This is a genomic window from Lentzea atacamensis (genome assembly GCF_003269295.1).
Taxonomy (GTDB): Bacteria; Actinomycetota; Actinomycetes; order Mycobacteriales; family Pseudonocardiaceae; genus Lentzea; species Lentzea atacamensis.
The window spans coordinates 59,778-75,902 of record NZ_QLTT01000005.1 but is presented as its reverse complement, the minus strand read 5'-3'; the positions used below and the strand labels follow the sequence as shown (position 1 = coordinate 75,902).

The window sequence follows — 16,125 nt, the reverse complement described above, 5'->3', positions numbered from 1 at the left end:
CTGAGTCGGCAACTGGTTGCTGTGTGGCGCAAGCGGCGCTCGCACGGCATTCCGGAGCCGGACGCCGAGCTCGCGTCAGGCCCGATCTGGCGGCGGGAGACGGTCGAGCCGTGGATCGAGCGCACACGTGGGCGACTGGGACTCGCGGGCGCACGGGAGTCGGCGAGCAGGAGCCTGCGGCTGCGCACCTGCCGGCGGGTGTTGCGGCTGGCCGCGCTGATGCTGGAGGAGCCGCAGCGGCCGAGGGTGCTCAACGACGCGGCCGACCAGCTGCGCGACCTCATCCACGAGGTTGATCAGACCGCGGACGACGTCGTCGGCGCGCTGCTGCGGGAGCTCGTCGAACCGGTGCGCGACCCCGACGTGCCCGCCGAGTTGCTGCGGGTGCCGGTCATCGAGTCGCTGCCGCTGGTGACCGCCGTCGCGCGGAACTCGCCAGACTGGTGACGAGCGCTGCCAATCTCCAGTGAGCGCAACCACTTCAGCCTCAGCACCGCGGTCAGGCACACGCCGTACGCGAAGCGCACGAGCCGGTCGAAGTGGTTGCGCTCCCAGGAGAACGCCTCCGACAGCCGCACGCCGAACACCGTGTCCGTCCAGTCGTCGTACGGCACGAACGAGTAGATCCACCGCGCCGAGATCGTGTGCAGCGCGAGGAACAGCAGCGCCCAGGCCCACTGTGCGGTGTCCAGGCGTCGTCGCAGCAGCCACAGCGCCACGATCGCGACTGCCGTCAACGAACTGTGCAGTGCCTGCTCAGCGGGCCACGGCGGATCGATCCAGCCACTGCTGCCCCCGAGCCATGCGGGTTTTATATCAGGATTTATATATCAAGGAAGCTTGCTAAAGGTTTGCTGATACGCGTACCTTGGTGTCATGACCGACGCTCCCATCACCGACCCCAAAGCACTTCGCGCGCTGTCGCACCCCTTTCGGTGGAAGCTGATCAACCTCCTCAACGAGGAAGGGCCGAGCACTGCCACGCAGTGCTCGGCGAAGTTGGGTGAGAGTGTCGCGAGCTGCTCCTATCACCTGAACATGCTGGCCAAGTACGGCTTCGTGGCCGAGGTGGAGGGGCCGGGCAGGCAGAAGCCGTGGCAGCTCGTCAACCGCCATCAGACGATCACGAGCGAAGGACTCGACGACGAGTCCGCGATGGCGGCGGAAGCCGCCGTGGTGGCCCTGCTCGACAACGAGTACGAACGCACTCGCGAGCGCCTGCGCCAGCACGATCGCCTGCCTGAGGAGTGGCGGGCGCCGGGCGGCATCGGCATCAACAGCAGTACCAAGTTCCTGACCATCGATGAGCTGATCGAGCTCCAGAACGAGCTGCGTGCGGTGCTCGGTCGCTACAGCGAGCGGATGGACCGGCCCGAGCTGCGTCCGGATGGCGCGCGGCCGGTGCGCTTCTTCCTGAGCACGACGGTCTCACCCGACTGACACCGCTGCATTGGGGGATATGTCATGTTGTCGCACGACCAAGCGTTTGCTATCGCGAAGATGAGGCAGGGTGAGCTGGAGGCGGACGCTGCTGTTCGCCGTCTGGCCATGAAGCCCGAAGAGGTCGCGCCGAAGCCCGCACGCCGGCGCTGGAGGCTGTTCGCGCGCGTCCGGCCGGCGAGCGTGTGAGCTCAACCGGCCGGACACGACACCGTCAGGCAGCCGGCTCCAGGCGCACGATCACCGACTTGGAGGTCGGCGTACCCGAGATGTCCGCCTTGGAGTCCAGCGGCACCAAGGGGTTCGCCTCGGGGAAGTACGTGGCCACGCACCCGTGCGCGGTCGGATAGGACACGATCCGGAACGAGTCGGCGCGACGCTCGACGACGCCCGTCGGGTCGTCCTTCCACTCCGACACGATGTTCACCATCTGGCCGTCGGAGAACCCCAGTTCCTTGATGTCGTCGGGGTTCACGAACACCACGCGCCGCCCGTCCTTCACGCCGCGGTAGCGGTCGTCCAGGCCGTAGATCGTGGTGTTGTACTGGTCGTGGCTGCGCAGGGTCTGCATCAGCAGACGGCCCTCCGGCACCTCCAGCACGGTCAGCTCGTTCGCGGTGAAGTTCGCCTTGCCGGTCGTCGTCGCGAACTCCTGGCTGTCGCGCGGCGGGTGTGGCAGGACGAAACCGTCAGGCTGACGCACGCGCGTGTTGTAGTCGGTGCAGCCCGGCACGACCCGTGCGATGTGCTCGCGGATGACGTCGTAGTCCTTCTCGAACTCCTCCCACGCGACGGGGTGGGAGGAGCCGAACACCTTGCGCGCCAACCGGCAGATGATCGAGACCTCGGACAGCAGCTGGTCGGACGCGGGCTTCAACCGGCCGCGCGAGCGGTGCACGACCGACATCGAGTCCTCTACCGTCACGAACTGCTCGCCCGAGTGCTGCACGTCGCTCTCGGTGCGGCCCAGCGCGGGCAGGATCAGCGCGGTGCGGCCGTGGATCACGTGCGAGCGGTTGAGCTTCGTGGAGACGTGCGCGGTCAGCGAGCACTGTTCCAGCGCGTTCTCGGTCACCGGGGTGTCCGGGGTGGCGCTGACGAAGTTGCCGCCCATCGCGATGAACACCTTGCCGCGGCCGTGGCGCATGGCGTTGATCGCGTCGACGGTGTCGTAGCCGTGCTTGCGCGGCACCGGGATGCCGAACTCGTTCTCCAGTGCCAGCAGGAACTTCTCCGGCATCTTCTCGTAGATGCCCATCGTGCGGTCGCCCTGCACGTTCGAGTGGCCGCGCACCGGGCACAGGCCCGCGCCGGGCTTGCCGATCATGCCGCGCAGGAACATGACGTTCGCGACCTCGCGGATCGTCGGCACGCTGTGCTTGTGCTGCGTCAGACCCATTGCCCAGCAAGCGATCGTGCGCTGCGAGTCGACGAACATGCCGGCGACGCGGGTGATCTGCTCGCCGGTCAGGCCGGTCGCGGTGAGCACGCGGTCCCAGTCGAGCTCCCGGAGGTGCTTCGCGTAGTCCTCGAAGCCGTGCGTCTTGGCGTTGACGAAGTCCTTGTCGACCTTGTCCCACTGCAGCAGCAGGTGGCCGATCGCCTGGAACAGCGCCTGGTCGCCGCCGACGCGGATCTGCACGAACTCGTCGCACAGCGCGGTGCCGCGGCCGACGACGCCCGCGACGTTCTGCGGGTTCCTGAACCGCATCAGCCCGGCTTCCGGCAGCGGGTTGACCGCGATGATCTTCGCGCCGTTCTTCTTCGCGTCCTCGAGCGCGCTGAGCATGCGCGGGTGGTTGGTGCCGGGGTTCTGCCCGACGACCACGATCAGGTCGGCGAGCTCGAAGTCCTTGATCGACACCGAGCCCTTGCCGATGCCGATGGTCTCGTTGAGCGCGGCGCCGGAGGACTCGTGGCACATGTTCGAGCAGTCCGGCAGGTTGTTGGTGCCGAACGAGCGGACCAGCAGCTGGTAGAGGAACGCGGCCTCGTTGCTGGTGCGGCCGGACGTGTAGAAGATCGCCTCGTCGGGTGACGACAGCGCGGTCAGCTCGTCCGCGATCAGCGTGAACGCGGCGTCCCAGCTGATCGGCGTGTAGTGCGTAGCGCCGGGCTTGAGCACCATCGGCTCGGTGAGGCGGCCCTGCTGCCCGAGCCAGTAGTCCGTCTTCGTCCGCAGACTCTCGACGGAGTGCTCGGCGAAGAACTCGGGCCCGATCCGCCGCTTCGTCGCCTCCTCCGCGACGGCCTTCGCGCCGTTCTCGCAGAACTCCGCCATCTTGCGGTGGCCCTGCGGCTCCGGCCACGCGCAACCGGGGCAGTCGAAACCTTCACGCTGGTTGAGCAGGCGCAACGTCTTGACCGTGCGGCTGACCCCCATCTGCTCGACCGCGCGGTCGAGCGACACGAGCACGCCGGGAATACCCGCCGCCCATGTCTTCGGGGTGGTGACTTCGAGCGCGGACTCGTCGACGTCGTGCTGCGGGGGCTTGCTGCTCATGGGTTCATTCTTCGCTGATCGACGTCGGCGCCGCCAGCGCCCCCGAAGAACGCGGCGGCGTCGCCGTCACGGGCCCCAAGGGGTTGAACGGTCCGTGACGGTCAATTGTGATCGCCGTCACTCCCGCTCGGCACCTCTGAAAGGGTGATCAATCGCAGGTGTTCTCCGTGGGCATCTGGCCGTCCACCGAGAAGTACTTCCTGTTGTCACCGGGCAGGCCCTCTCCCGGCTTGGACGGCTCGGTGAACTGCGGCGCGAGGAAACCGTCCTTCGCGGCCTGGCACGCGATCGAATACTGGAACCCGTCTGCGTCCGCCGGCCACAGCCCCGCCGGCGTGATCATGTACGTGACCTTCTCGCGGACCGCCGCGACCATCTCCATCTGGTCGAGCAGCTTCTCGGGGTCCGGCGGCTCGAACGCGTAGGCGAACACGTAGTCCGTCGTCACGGCCGGATAGCCGTCCTTCTCGCCGAGCGTCATCTTCCCGGACACGCGGATGCCGTTGGGGAGAAGCCTGGTGCCCTGCTTGAGCCGCGTGGTCCAGCCGGACAGCTCCTTCGTGATGTGCTCGCGCACGTCCGGCGCCAGCATCGCGAGGAACCGGTCGGGCTTGTGGTCGTTGATCATCGCCGGGTCCATCCGCGACGCGATCAGCGCCTGCCGGACCTGCTCGTACGCCGGGTTCCCGTCCGGCACGACGATGCCCTTCTCGCCCTCCGGCCACTGTTCGGCCGGTGTGCTCGCGAACGGGATCTCGACGTTCACGCCGGTCTGCGGCAGCTTGACCTCTGGCAGTGAGACCTCGCCGAACTTCCCGGCCTGGTAGAACCCGAACAGCACCGCGCCGATGACGGCCAGTGCGACGGCGGACACGATCTTGCCGCCGTGTCTGCGCATCCGTGCCTGCCGGCGTTGCCTGCGGATGTCCCGTTTCGCGCGTCTGTTGGCGGCGCGGATCCACGCCGCGTCCTTCAGGTCGGGATGGTCTTCGAGGTCGTACTGCACGGTTCCCCCAGGGTGTTCGTGTCCGGTCAATCCGAATCACGCGGTCGATCGGTTTCCGGTTGCCGCCGGATCGTCAGCAGGGCTGCTTCGCCGCGGCGAACTTCGGCGCCACGAGACCGGACACGTAGGCGCCGCACGCCGCGTTGTGCCACCGGATCGCGGAGTCCGTGATCCGCATGCCCTGCGGCGTCTGCTGGAAGTCCGCGCGTGCCTCCGCCATCACGATGAAGTCCTCGTGGCCGCGGATCACGCCGGGATCGTCCGGCGCGAAGGCGTAGGCGATCCGGAAGTCGGCGCGGACGACCTCCTTGCCCTCCCCGTCGACGGCCTTGCCGATCGTGCCCTGCGCCCTGACGCCGTTCGGCAGCAGTTTCGTGCCCGGCGTGAGCTGGGTCGCCAGCATCGGCAGCATCTGCTGCCAGGCCGGCCTGGCAGCCTCGGGGAACAGTGCGAGGAAAGCGGCGCCGTCGCGGCGTTCCAGCTCCGCGGGGTCGATCCGGGCCGCGATCACGGCCCGCCGCACCTGTTCGTGCTCGGGCGCCGCCACGACGGCCCGCTCCCCGTCCGCCCACGACTCGTAGGGCGTCCCGGCGAACGGCCGGCCGAAGTCCACGACGGGCCGCGGCGGGTTGCCGAACCACTGAGGCGCGTACTGCCACGCCGCGACGGCGATCAGGGCGCCGACGACCAGTGCACCGACCACAGTCGCCTTGCCCAGCCTGCGCTGCTCGCGGCGCCACTCACGCTCCACGCGCCTGCCCCACTGGGCGTCGCGCAGGTCAGGATGATCTTCAATGCCCCCGGAAATCCCCACGAGCCGGGGATCGTAGACGCCACGCGGCCCGTTAGCAGGTATCTCGTTTCAAGTCGATACCCACGGCTCCGTAGACTTGACAGCTGTGACTGAACTCGACACCGCAACCCAGCGTCCTGACCTCCCCGCCGCGTGGACTCCGGCGGAGGTAGAGGCGGAGCTGTACCAGCGGTGGGTCGACCGGGGCTACTTCACGGCGGACGTGCACAGCGACAAGCCGCCGTTCACGATCGTGCTCCCTCCGCCCAACGTCACCGGCAGCCTGCACATGGGCCACGCCATGAACCACAGCGTCATGGACGCGCTGACCCGGCGCCGCCGCATGCAGGGCTACGAGGTCCTGTGGCTGCCCGGCATGGACCACGCGGGCATCGCCACGCAGAACGCCGTCGAGCGCGACCTCGCGAAGCAGGGGCTGTCCCGGCACGACCTCGGGCGCGAGAAGTTCGTCGAGCGCGTCTGGGAGTGGAAAGAGGAGTACGGCGGCAAGATCCACGGCCAGATGAAGCGGCTCGGCGACGGCATCGACTGGTCGCGCGAGCGCTTCACCATGGACGAGGGGCTGTCGCGCGCCGTCCAGACGATCTTCAAGAAGATGTACGACGACGGCCTGATCTACCAGGCCGAGCGGATCATCAACTGGTGCCCGCGCTGCCAGACGGCGTTGTCCGACGTCGAGGTCGACCACTCCGAGGACGACGGCGAGCTCGTCTCGATCCGCTACGGCGACGGCGACGCGTCGATCGTCGTCGCGACCACGCGCGCCGAGACGATGCTCGGTGACACCGCGGTAGCCGTCCACCCCGACGACGAGCGCTACCAGCACCTGATCGGCACCGAGGTCGAGCTGCCGCTGACCGGCCGCCGCATCCCGATCGTCGCGGACACGCACGTCGACCCGAAGTTCGGCACGGGTGCCGTCAAGGTGACGCCCGCGCACGACCCCAACGACTTCGAGATCGGCCAGCGCCACAACCTGCCGAACCTGACGATCATGGACGGCCGCGCGACCATCACCGCGCACGGGCCGTTCGAGGGGCTCGACCGGTTCGAGGCGCGTCCAGCCATCGTCGCCGCGCTGCGTGCCGAGGGCCGGATCGTCGCGGAGAAGCGGCCGTACGTCCACGCGGTCGGCCACTGCTCGCGCTGCGACACGGTCATCGAGCCGCGCCTGTCGCTGCAGTGGTGGGTCAAGGTCGAGGGCATCGCGGCGAAGGCCTCCGCGGCCGTCCGCGACGGCCGCACCACGATCCACCCGCAGGAGCTGGCGAAGCGCTACTTCGACTGGACCGACAACCTGCACGACTGGTGCATCTCGCGGCAGCTGTGGTGGGGCCACCGGATTCCGGTCTGGTACGGCCCGGACGGCGAGGTCGTCTGCGTCGGACCGGACGACGAGATCCCGACCGGTGAGGGCTGGCGGCAGGACGAGGACGTCCTCGACACCTGGTTCTCGTCGGGCCTGTGGCCGTTCTCCACGCTCGGCTGGCCGGACTCCACCGAGGACCTGAAGAAGTTCTACCCGACCTCGGTTCTGTCGACCGGCTACGACATCCTGTTCTTCTGGGTCGTCCGGATGATGATGTTCGGCTTGTACGCGATGGACGACGTGCAGCCGTTCGACCACGTCTACCTGCACGGCCTGATCCGTGACCAGCACGGCAAGAAGATGTCGAAGACCAAGGGCAACGGCATCGACCCGCTGGACTGGATGGACGCCTACGGTGCGGACGCCACGCGGTTCACGCTGCTGCGCGGCGCGAACCCCGGCTCGGACCTGGCGCTCTCGGAGGAGCGGGCCGCCGGCTCGCGCAACTTCACCACGAAGTTGTGGAACGCCACGCGGTTCGCGCTGGCCAACGGGGCCACTGTGGACCGTCCGCTGCCCTCGCGCGAGGAGCTGACGGCCGCCGACCGCTGGATCCTCGACACGCTGGACCAGCTCGTGTCCACTGTGGATGGATACTTCGAGACCTTCCAGTTCGCCAAGGTCTGTGACGCGCTCTACAGCTTCACGTGGGACGAGTTCTGCGACTGGTACCTGGAGATCGCGAAGGTCCAGATCGCCGACGGCCGCGTCGAGGCGACCCAGTCGGTGCTCGGGCACGTCCTGGACACCGTGCTGCGGCTGCTGCACCCGGCGATCCCGTTCATCACGGAGACGTTGTGGACGTCGCTGACCGGCGGTGAGTCGCTCGTCGTCGCCGAGTGGCCCAAGGCTTCCGGTGGCGAGCGCGACCTCGAGGCCGCCGCGCAGATCGAGGGCTTGAAGAAGCTGGCGACGGAGATCCGCCGGTTCCGTTCGGAGCAGGGTCTCAAGCCGGGTCAGAAGGTCGCGGGCAAGGTCCGCGGCGCGTGCTGCGTCGGCCTCACCGACCAGGTGCCCGCCCTTCGCTCGCTCACGCGGCTGACCGAGCCGGGTGACGAGTTCACCGTCTCGGCGACGCTCGAGGTCGGCCTGCCCAAGGGCGCGGTGAAGGTCGAGCTGGACCTGTCCGGCGCGATCGACGTCGTGGCCGAGCGCAAGCGTCTCGAGAAGGACCTCGCGGTGGCGCAGAAGGAGCTCGCGCAGACGTCGGGCAAGCTCGGCAACGCGGGCTTCCTCGCCAAGGCACCGGCGGACGTCGTGGCCAAGATCGAAGAGCGCAAGGCCACCGCCGAGGCCGACATCGCCCGCATCAACGAGCGCCTGGCCGCGCTGCCGGAGAAGTGATGGACAGCAACCTCGACGAGTTCTTCGACGTCGAGAACGAGCTCAACCAGCGGTGGCCCGAGACGAAGCTCGAGCCGTCGCTGGACCGGATCAAGGCGCTGGCGCACGTGCTGGGCGACCCGCAGACGACCTACCCGGTCGTGCAGCTGACGGGCACCAACGGCAAGACGTCGACGTCGCGCATGGCCGATGCGCTGTTCACGCGCATCGGCCTGCGCACCGGCCGCTACACGAGCCCGCACCTGCAGCTCGCGACCGAGCGCATCAGCCTCGACAACCAGCCGATCAGCCCCGATCGCTACGTCGAGGTGTTCCGCGACATCGAGCCGTACGTCGCGATGGTCGACAACCGGTCAGACATCCGGATGAGCAAGTTCGAGGTGCTCACCGGCATGGCCTACGCGGCCTTCGCGGACGCCCCGGTCGACGTGGCGGTGGTCGAGGTCGGACTGGGCGGTACGTGGGACGCGACGTCCATCGCCGACGCCCGCATCGCCGTCCTCACGCCGATCGGCATCGACCACACCGAGTACCTCGGCCCGCGCATCGAGGACATCGCGGCCGAGAAGGCCGGCATCATCAAGCCGGGCTCCATCGCGCTGGTGGGTGAGCAGACGCCGGAGGCGATGAAGGTCATCCTCGAGCGGGTGGCCGAGGTGGACGCCACGGTCGCGCGCTTCGGCAGCGAGTTCGGCGTCGTCTCGCGCTCGGTGGCGGTCGGCGGTCAGCTGATCACGTTGCAGGGCCTCGGCGGCGTCTACGAGGACATCTTCCTGCCGCTGCACGGCGAGCACCAGGCCGCCAACGCCGCGCTGGCACTGGCGTCGGTCGAGGCGTTCTTCGGCGCCGGCGCCGATCGCCAGCTGGACGTGGAGGCGATCCGCGAGGGCTTCGCGTCGGTCATCACGCCGGGCCGCCTGGAACGCGTGAAGTCCGCCCCGAACATCTTCGTCGACGCCGCGCACAACCCGCACGGCGCCTCGGCTCTGGCCCGCGCGCTGGACACGGAGTTCGGCTTCCGCAAGCTGGTCGCCGTCGTGGCCGTGATGTCCGACAAGGACGCCGAGGGCATCCTCTCGGCCCTGGAACCGGTCGTGCACGAGCTGGTGATCACCACCAACTCGTCGCCGCGCGCCATGGACCCGGACCTGCTGGCCGGTCTGGCCGTCCCGATCTTCGGCGAGGACCGCTTCGAGGTTCGCCCGCGCCTCGACGACGCGATCGAAGAAGCCATCCACCTCACCGAGGACGAGCTCTCCGGCGGCGGCGTGATCATCACCGGCTCGGTCGTCACCGCGGGCGAGGCCCGTGCCCTGTTCGGGAAGGAGCCGGCATGACCGAGCAGGTCGCGCCCCCTCCGAAGAAGGACCCGATGAAGGCGTTCCGGGGCATCATGGCCGGCACGCTGATCCTCGAGGTCATCGTCGTGGCCCTGGCCCTGCCGGTGATCGCCAAGCTGCACGGCGGCATCACCTCGCTCGTCGGCTGGGTGGCGTTCGGCTTCATCGCGTTGTTCATCGCGATGTGCGCCTTCGTCCGCAAGCCGTGGGCCATCGGCGCCGTGGTGGGCCTGCACGTGCTGTTGATCGCGTCGTGGATCCTGCTGCCCGCGATGGGTGTGATCGGCGTGATCTTCGGGCTGGTGTGGGTCTACATGTTGTGGCTGCGCAAGGACTTGCTGAAGCGGATGGCGGAGGGGCGCCTGCCGTCGCAGCAGCAGGCGCCCTGACCGCGCTACTTCTTCTGGTTGAGCTCTTCCTGGCCCTTCTCGTAGCTCTCGTCCCAGTTCGCGCCTTCCTTGAACGCCTCGGAGGCGCCGGTCCGGCCGAGTGAGATGGGCTTGATCGTGTCCGCGAAGCCGTCGCGGCCGCGCGGGGCCATGACGTCGTCGACCTTGCCGGCCGCTTCCTTCAGCTTGTCGCTGCCGAACGTGAGCTTGTCGCGGATCGCGTTGTTGGCGCTGGAGAAGCCGTCCTCGATCTGCTTCACCGAGGCGTGGTTCTTGCCGATCGCGCGGCCGACGCCCTTGGCCTTGCGGCCGATGGCGACCGCGGCCTTGGCGAGCGCGTCGGACACGCCCTTGAGGTTGTCGAACTTGCGGACGGCCTGCGCGAGCTTCATCAGCAGCTTGCTGACCTTGCCCGCGATCTTGCCCGCGGTCGACGCCGCGCGTGCCACCGCCCAGCCGGTGAAGGCGGCGATCGAGGCGCCGAAGCTGCACCAGCTCGTCGCGAGCGCGGTCACGGCGGCGATGATGAACTCCGCCACCACGTCGGCCACGATGTCGCGGATGATGCCGCGCACCGCCGCGACCAGGATGCCGGTTCCCCTGATGCCGGTCGCGACCGCGTTCGCGGCCCCCTCCAGCGCCTTGACCTGCTCGGCGAGCGTCGCGGCCGCCTTGCGGTAGCCGTCACCGGACGTGCCGGTCCACGTCGCGGTCTGGCTGGTGGCAGCCTGCGCGTAGTCGTTGCCGACCTTCGCGCACGCCTTGGCGACCTCACCCCAGGCGGCCGCGACGACGTTGATCGCTCCGGGGTCACCGGCGAGGTCGTCGAGCGGCTCCTTGAGGAACGACACGTGCTCGATCAGCCAGCCGATGCCCGCGCCGACGAGCGTGCCCAGCGGGTTCGCGACGAAGCCGAGCACGTCGAGCCCCAGTGCGACGCCGTCGAAGGCCCAGTCGCTGGGGTTGTTGAAGTCTTCCGCGCACTTCCAGACGGTGTCGATGATCCGCGCACCGTCGGTGGCGTTGTCCGCACTGACGTCGAGAACCATCATTGCCCCTTGAACTTGTTGAACAGCTTCGCGTGGTCGTCGTCGGTCTGCTGCGTGGCGTCCGCGCAGTCGCGCAGCGCGTCGGCGACGTCCGGCAGCGCGTTGGCCAGCTCGTTGATCGAGTTCGCGATCGCCGCGATGTGGATGCGCACCGGCACGCTGAAGACCTGGCCGATGATCCCGTAGGTCTCGACGCCGAGGTCGACGCTCTCGCCGCGTGCGGCGGCCTTGGTGAGCTCCATGCCCATCGACTGCACGTTGCCCGCGTGGTTGATCACGTCCGCGGGCACCATGGCGAAGTTTCCTGACACCGGGTTCCCCTTACCGGTAGATGGTGCCGAACGGCTCGTCGTCGTCCGGGCTTCCGGGACGTTGCGGACGCCGCGGCTGCTCCTCGGTCTCCTCCGGCTGCTGCGCCGCGGTGACCTGGTCACGCAGGAAGTCCATCGCCGGCGTGCCGCCGATCAACGGCTGCATCGTCGCCTCCATCTGCTCGGCGACGGCCGCGTGCCCTCTGCTGACGGTCTCGGTGATCATGGCGGCCAGCTGCTCGTGGGACATCCTCATCGCCGAGGGTGCCAGGCTCAGCTTCTCCAGCCGCCCGCCAGGTGCCATCGTCACCGTGACCGAGCGGTCGGGGCTGCTCACGTTCGCGCGCAACGCCTTGAGCTGAGCCTGCGTCTCCTCGGCCTTCTGCTGGATGTCGGTGACACGGCGCATGTACTCGTCGAGTCGCTGCTGCCCAGCGCCCAGTTCTGCAGAACTCATGCCGACTGAGACTGCCCCGACCGGTATTCGGTTCCCCTATTTGCCGACCAGTTGACCGACCATGTCCTTTGCGGACTGTCGAGTGCAGACGGTGATGATCAACAAGGCCAGCAGCACCAGGGCGTCCCTGCTCCCGGCCAGCCACACGGCAACCGGCGCGTGCGCGGGCACGGCCAGCACGACCTTGACGATCGCACCGAGCACGAGCGCCGCGATCAACGCCGTGGGCACCCAGCTGCCGCCACCACTGGGAACCTGCTTCCTGCTGCCGAGATAGCTCTGTCCATATCGGACGATGCGCGCGGCGTCCTTGTGCACGCTCTCCGCGATCAGCCCGATCACGGCGGCGACCAGCACCGCGAACCCGGCGAGCACCCCGGACGGCAGGTCGACGAGCCAGGCGTCCTCCAACGCGGGCCACGGCGACACGAACGCGCCAACCCGCCGCGGCGCGTCGAAGAACGGCATCGAAGCCAGCCCTTCCGCCACCGCCGCGACCAGCCCGAGCCACGCGTACAACCGCAGCCGCCGCACCCGCCGCGTGACCGGAGCCGCCTTCACCTCGTCCCTGGTGACCGGCCACTGCTCGTCCTGCTTCTTCCGCCCGCGCTTGGAGGGAACGAGCGAGAGGACGGTCAGGAGGAGCATCCACAGCGTCAGCAGTCCGAGTGCGATCGCTGCAAGCGGCCCGGCGAGGAACCACCGCCCGCTGTCGTTGAGGCCGGGATCGCGGTTCGACTGGAAGACCGCCACGTCCCGGTCGCCGGGCGCGAGCTGCCCCGGCGGAAACGCGCGTTGCTCGGTGCGCCCGTCCTCCCACCGCACGTCCGCGGTGCACCCGTAGCTTGTGCCGACGCCCCACCTCCCGACCGGTCCGTGCTTCGTGCAGGAGGTGACGGTGGCCGTACCGATCCGTTTCGCGTCGACCGAGCCGACCAGGACGTCGGTGGTCCGGATCGTCGTGGCCAGCGTCAGGAAAGCGAGGACGGCGGCAAGTCCGAAGGCGAGGGCGCGCACGCGGACACCCTAGACAGATCAGGTCTGGTCATAGGCCATCAACGCGTCGATTGCCAGCCGGACGCGTCGCTCGGCGTCGGCCAGGTCGGCCGTGAACGGCACCTTCCAGTCGTACTGGTCGCGCCAGAGCTCGACGTTCCACACCGACCCGTGGCCGGGGATCTCAACGGTGTACTGGATCCGCTCAGTGGTCGCGCCGCTCAGCGTCGCGTTGCGCGTGGCCTTCCTGCCCTTGTACTCGGTGACCTCGCCGAGCGGGTTCGGCTCGACGAACCAGTCGTAAGCGGGGTTTCCGGGCCGGTAAGGCGAGAGATAGACGGAAAGGCTGTTGTAAATGCCGCTCACCTTGCGCCCTCGGACGACTATTTGGCAGTAGAACTTGTCCGTGACGACCCGCGCCACGTCGGTTGATCCCAATACGTCTTTGAGCACGTCCTCTTTGAACGCGTCACACCAGTAATAGGGGCCCCACTGCAACTCCTTGCCCGTGCCCGCTTGGTCGTCGCTGATCCTCCGGACGTCCGAGAACGTGTGCGGCTCGGGTGCCGTCCATCCCAGACACCGCGAGTCCTCCATCCCCATGACCTCGGCGCAGTCCGCCTGCGCACCCACCGCCGGCGTCGGCGGCTTGATCTTCGGAGCGGCGACCGGCTTGGGGGTGGAACAGGCGGTGAGCAGCATTGCAACACTGACGAAAAGCACCAAAGAACGACGCATGCAGCTCTTCGTACCCGGACTTGTCGCAATGCCGGGCTGACACTTCGTTTCGTTCACCCGATCGTGCTCGAAAGTCAGGACGAGGGCCCTGGCCCGGCGGTATGCTGCCTGACGCACGAAACTGCAGGGGAGGGTACTGGGGTATGAGCGGGACCAAAGTCGATCTCGAGACGCTGCGCGCTGCCATCAAGGAGTACAAGTCCATTCGCGACGACCTCCTGATGGCGCACACGACCGGGCGTGTGCTGACCGAAGTGCAGCACGCCGGCCTGGACATGCCCAGCAAGGTGTACGCGAACTGGGCCAACACTGCGGGCGCGATGCACCAGCAGTCGAATGAGCAGCTGCGCAACACGTTGACGACTCGCATCGAGAACCTCGAGGCCACGCTGCGTCAGTACGAACAGACCGAAGCCGGCAACCGAGACAACCTGAAGCCGAAGGACTGAGCTGTTGCGCATCCCAACCATCGTCGCCGGTACCGCCGCCCTCGCACTGCTGGCCGGTTGTGGTGACAGCGGTGGTACCACTGGTACGCCGACCACCGCCACGACGCCGACCAGCAACAGCAGCGGCGGAGGCGACACCACCGCGAACGGTGCGCCTAAGGTGAAGAACCCGCTCGAAGTGAAGGCCTTCGAAGCCAACCCGTGTGGCATGGCCACCCCGGCTCAGGTCGAAGCGTTCGGCCTCCCCGGCGTCACCGGCAGGGTCAACAGCGGCGCTCCAGGCGCGTCCTGCATCTGGCTCGGCGCGTCCGCCCCGAGCAAGATCACGCCCAGCGCGACCCTGATCCCAGGTGGCAAGGGGTTGGACGCGATGTATCAGAACAAGGACTCGTACGCGGCGTTCGAGGTGCTGCCCGCGATCCAGGGCTACCCGGCAATCATGAACTTGCAGGTGGACCAGCGTGCCGACGGCAACTGTGACGTGTCGGTCGGTTTGTCCGACGAGGTGGCGCTTCTGGTCCTCATCGTGACCGAGAAGGGCAGCCCCCGATTCGCGGACCCGTGCGGGGCTGCGACCGAATTCGCGAACCAGGTCATCACGACGATCAAGGCAGGTGCGAAATGACACGGCCCGCGCCCAGCTGCTTCACCCAGGACAACACGCGCGCCGAAGGTTTCTCCGGGCATGAGATCTACGCTCAGATGACCGGCGGAAAAGGCACCGGATCAGCGCAGAACGCCGCCAACAAGGCAGCGGAACTGGAGCGGAGCTACGCCGCGATCGAGGCAAGGCTCAAGCGCGTCGGCGAGACGCTGGGCGAGGCGTGGACCGGCGCGAGCGCGGACGCCGCCCAGACCGCCGGCAACCCGATCAACCAGGCCATGATCCAGATGCAGGACGCGCTCCGGCAGGCCGACCACTCGCTGTCCAACCAGGTCTACCAGTTCAACCTGAACAAGGGGCAGCTCAAGAACATGCCGGCGAACAAGCCGGAGACGAACTTCTGGGACGACGCGACTCCTTGGGACACCGACACCGAGGACGCCGTCAACAGCTACAACTCAGAAGAAGCGCACAACCGCAAGGTCTACAGCGAGTTCCAGAGCGCCAGCAACACCAACCGCGGTGAGCTGCCCAAGGAGTTCCCCGGCGTCACGGCCGACAACCTGCAGGTCGAGATCGCCAACACCGGCGGCGACGACGGTCGTGACAAGACCTCGAACGTCGGCACGGGCAAGGTCGGCAACACCACCAACACGAGCGGCCTCCCGAGCACGACCGGCTCCCCGCAGGGCACCACCTGGACCCCGCCCGGCAGCCTCAACAGCGACCGGACCGACCTCAGCTGGGCCGGTTCCGGCGACGGCGGCACCGGCGGCACCGGTGGCACCGGTGGCGGCAAGGGTGACCTCACCGGCAAGCCGCCCATCGGCAGCGTGATCGAGCGCCCGCCGAACACGGGCATCCCGCCGATCGGCGTGCCCGTCGGTCCCGGCCTCGGCGGCACCGGCACCGGGCGTGGTCCCGGCGGCGGCGCAGGCACTGGGCGCGGGCCCGGTGGAGGTCCTGGCGGCGCGGGCAAGTTCGGAGGTGGCGGGGCCGGTGGCAAGTTCGGTGGCGGCGGCCTCGGTGGCGTGGGCGCCGGCAGCGGTACGTCGGCGCAGCAGCCCGGCGGCAAGGCCGGTGTGTTCGGCGGCATGGGGGAGACCGGGCCGAACGCCGGCGCCCGCGGTGGTGCCGCCGGTGCTGCGGGGCGTGCTGGTGCCGCCGGCATGGGCGGCATGGGCGGCCCGGGCCAGAAGGGTCAGGGAGAGGACGACTTGGAGCACAAGTCCGCCGACTACCTGGTGTCCGAGGAGAACACGAACGAGATCATCGGTGACATGCCGATGGTCGCGCCGCCGACGATCGGGGGGTGA

General features: G+C 68.4%; 17 protein-coding genes. 8 read left to right on the top strand and 9 right to left on the bottom strand.

Annotation, left to right across the window (positions count from 1 at the left end):
- Nucleotides 1–296: 296 nt before the first annotated feature.
- Nucleotides 297–737, bottom strand: coding sequence for a DUF2238 domain-containing protein (locus tag C8D87_RS22935; protein WP_215732441.1), 441 nt, complete (start codon nucleotides 735–737; stop codon nucleotides 297–299).
- Nucleotides 738–876: 139 nt separating this feature from the next.
- On the opposite strand from C8D87_RS22935, the gene C8D87_RS22930 reads away from it, so the two are divergent.
- Nucleotides 877–1,440 (top strand): ArsR/SmtB family transcription factor, encoded by a 564-nt coding sequence (locus C8D87_RS22930; protein ID WP_109640838.1) that lies wholly within the window; start codon nucleotides 877–879, stop codon nucleotides 1,438–1,440.
- Nucleotides 1,441–1,500: 60 nt separating this feature from the next.
- Complete coding sequence (locus tag C8D87_RS48655; RefSeq protein WP_267899879.1) at nucleotides 1,501–1,629, top strand: hypothetical protein; 129 nt, start codon at nucleotides 1,501–1,503, stop codon at nucleotides 1,627–1,629.
- Between the two features lie 25 nt (nucleotides 1,630–1,654).
- On the opposite strand, the gene C8D87_RS22925 is transcribed toward C8D87_RS48655, so the two are convergent.
- The 3 genes from C8D87_RS22925 to C8D87_RS22915 form a co-directional block, all read right to left on the bottom strand.
- Nucleotides 1,655–3,943 (bottom strand): FdhF/YdeP family oxidoreductase, encoded by a 2,289-nt coding sequence (locus C8D87_RS22925; protein WP_112228325.1) that lies wholly within the window; start codon nucleotides 3,941–3,943, stop codon nucleotides 1,655–1,657.
- Between the two features lie 148 nt (nucleotides 3,944–4,091).
- A complete protein-coding gene (locus tag C8D87_RS22920; protein ID WP_112228324.1) occupies nucleotides 4,092–4,949 on the bottom strand; it encodes a hypothetical protein in 858 nt (285 codons plus the stop codon).
- Between the two features lie 73 nt (nucleotides 4,950–5,022).
- Nucleotides 5,023–5,763: a hypothetical protein gene (locus tag C8D87_RS22915; RefSeq protein WP_146771836.1), complete on the bottom strand. Its 741-nt coding sequence runs from the start codon at nucleotides 5,761–5,763 to the stop codon at nucleotides 5,023–5,025.
- 85 nt (nucleotides 5,764–5,848) lie between these two features.
- On the opposite strand from C8D87_RS22915, the gene C8D87_RS22910 reads away from it, so the two are divergent.
- Genes C8D87_RS22910 through C8D87_RS22900 form a run of 3 tightly spaced genes read left to right on the top strand, consistent with a single transcriptional unit; the run spans nucleotide 5,849 to nucleotide 10,205 of the window.
- A complete protein-coding gene (locus tag C8D87_RS22910; protein WP_112228322.1) occupies nucleotides 5,849–8,476 on the top strand; it encodes a valine--tRNA ligase in 2,628 nt (875 codons plus the stop codon).
- A complete protein-coding gene (folC, locus tag C8D87_RS22905; RefSeq protein WP_112228321.1) occupies nucleotides 8,476–9,813 on the top strand; it encodes a bifunctional tetrahydrofolate synthase/dihydrofolate synthase in 1,338 nt (445 codons plus the stop codon). Before C8D87_RS22910 ends, folC begins: the two co-directional genes overlap by 1 nt.
- Complete coding sequence (locus C8D87_RS22900) at nucleotides 9,810–10,205, top strand: DUF4233 domain-containing protein (RefSeq protein ID WP_109640844.1); 396 nt, start codon at nucleotides 9,810–9,812, stop codon at nucleotides 10,203–10,205. Before folC ends, C8D87_RS22900 begins: the two co-directional genes overlap by 4 nt.
- A gap of 5 nt (nucleotides 10,206–10,210) precedes the next feature.
- Here the strand turns inward: C8D87_RS22900 and C8D87_RS22895 are convergent, their stop codons facing one another.
- From C8D87_RS22895 to C8D87_RS22875, 5 genes are read right to left on the bottom strand one after another with little or no spacing between them, the layout of a single operon-like run.
- The gene (locus C8D87_RS22895; protein WP_109640845.1) at nucleotides 10,211–11,257 is read right to left on the bottom strand and encodes a hypothetical protein; all 1,047 of its coding nucleotides are present in this window, start codon (nucleotides 11,255–11,257) and stop codon (nucleotides 10,211–10,213) included.
- Entirely contained in the window at nucleotides 11,254–11,565 is a 312-nt protein-coding gene (locus C8D87_RS22890) for a type VII secretion target (RefSeq protein ID WP_233442243.1), read from the bottom strand. Before C8D87_RS22890 ends, C8D87_RS22895 begins: the two co-directional genes overlap by 4 nt.
- 10 nt (nucleotides 11,566–11,575) lie before the next feature.
- Complete coding sequence (locus tag C8D87_RS22885) at nucleotides 11,576–12,022, bottom strand: YbaB/EbfC family nucleoid-associated protein (protein WP_109640847.1); 447 nt, start codon at nucleotides 12,020–12,022, stop codon at nucleotides 11,576–11,578.
- A 36-nt stretch (nucleotides 12,023–12,058) separates the two neighbouring features.
- On the bottom strand, nucleotides 12,059–13,039 hold the full coding sequence (locus C8D87_RS22880; RefSeq protein ID WP_112228319.1) for a DUF6346 domain-containing protein: 981 nt from the start codon (nucleotides 13,037–13,039) through the stop codon (nucleotides 12,059–12,061).
- Nucleotides 13,040–13,057: 18 nt separating this feature from the next.
- Nucleotides 13,058–13,756 (bottom strand): hypothetical protein, encoded by a 699-nt coding sequence (locus C8D87_RS22875; protein WP_170166550.1) that lies wholly within the window; start codon nucleotides 13,754–13,756, stop codon nucleotides 13,058–13,060.
- Nucleotides 13,757–13,899: 143 nt separating this feature from the next.
- Here C8D87_RS22875 and C8D87_RS22870 point away from each other — a divergent pair, with 143 nt between their 5' ends.
- Genes C8D87_RS22870 through C8D87_RS48650 form a run of 3 tightly spaced genes read left to right on the top strand, consistent with a single transcriptional unit; the run spans nucleotide 13,900 to nucleotide 16,125 of the window.
- Nucleotides 13,900–14,205, top strand: coding sequence for a PE domain-containing protein (locus C8D87_RS22870; RefSeq protein WP_170155259.1), 306 nt, complete (start codon nucleotides 13,900–13,902; stop codon nucleotides 14,203–14,205).
- A 4-nt stretch (nucleotides 14,206–14,209) separates the two neighbouring features.
- Nucleotides 14,210–14,830, top strand: a complete 621-nt coding sequence (locus C8D87_RS22865; protein ID WP_170166549.1) for a DUF3558 domain-containing protein — start codon at nucleotides 14,210–14,212, stop codon at nucleotides 14,828–14,830.
- A complete protein-coding gene (locus tag C8D87_RS48650; protein WP_170166548.1) occupies nucleotides 14,827–16,125 on the top strand; it encodes a WXG100 family type VII secretion target in 1,299 nt (432 codons plus the stop codon). Before C8D87_RS22865 ends, C8D87_RS48650 begins: the two co-directional genes overlap by 4 nt.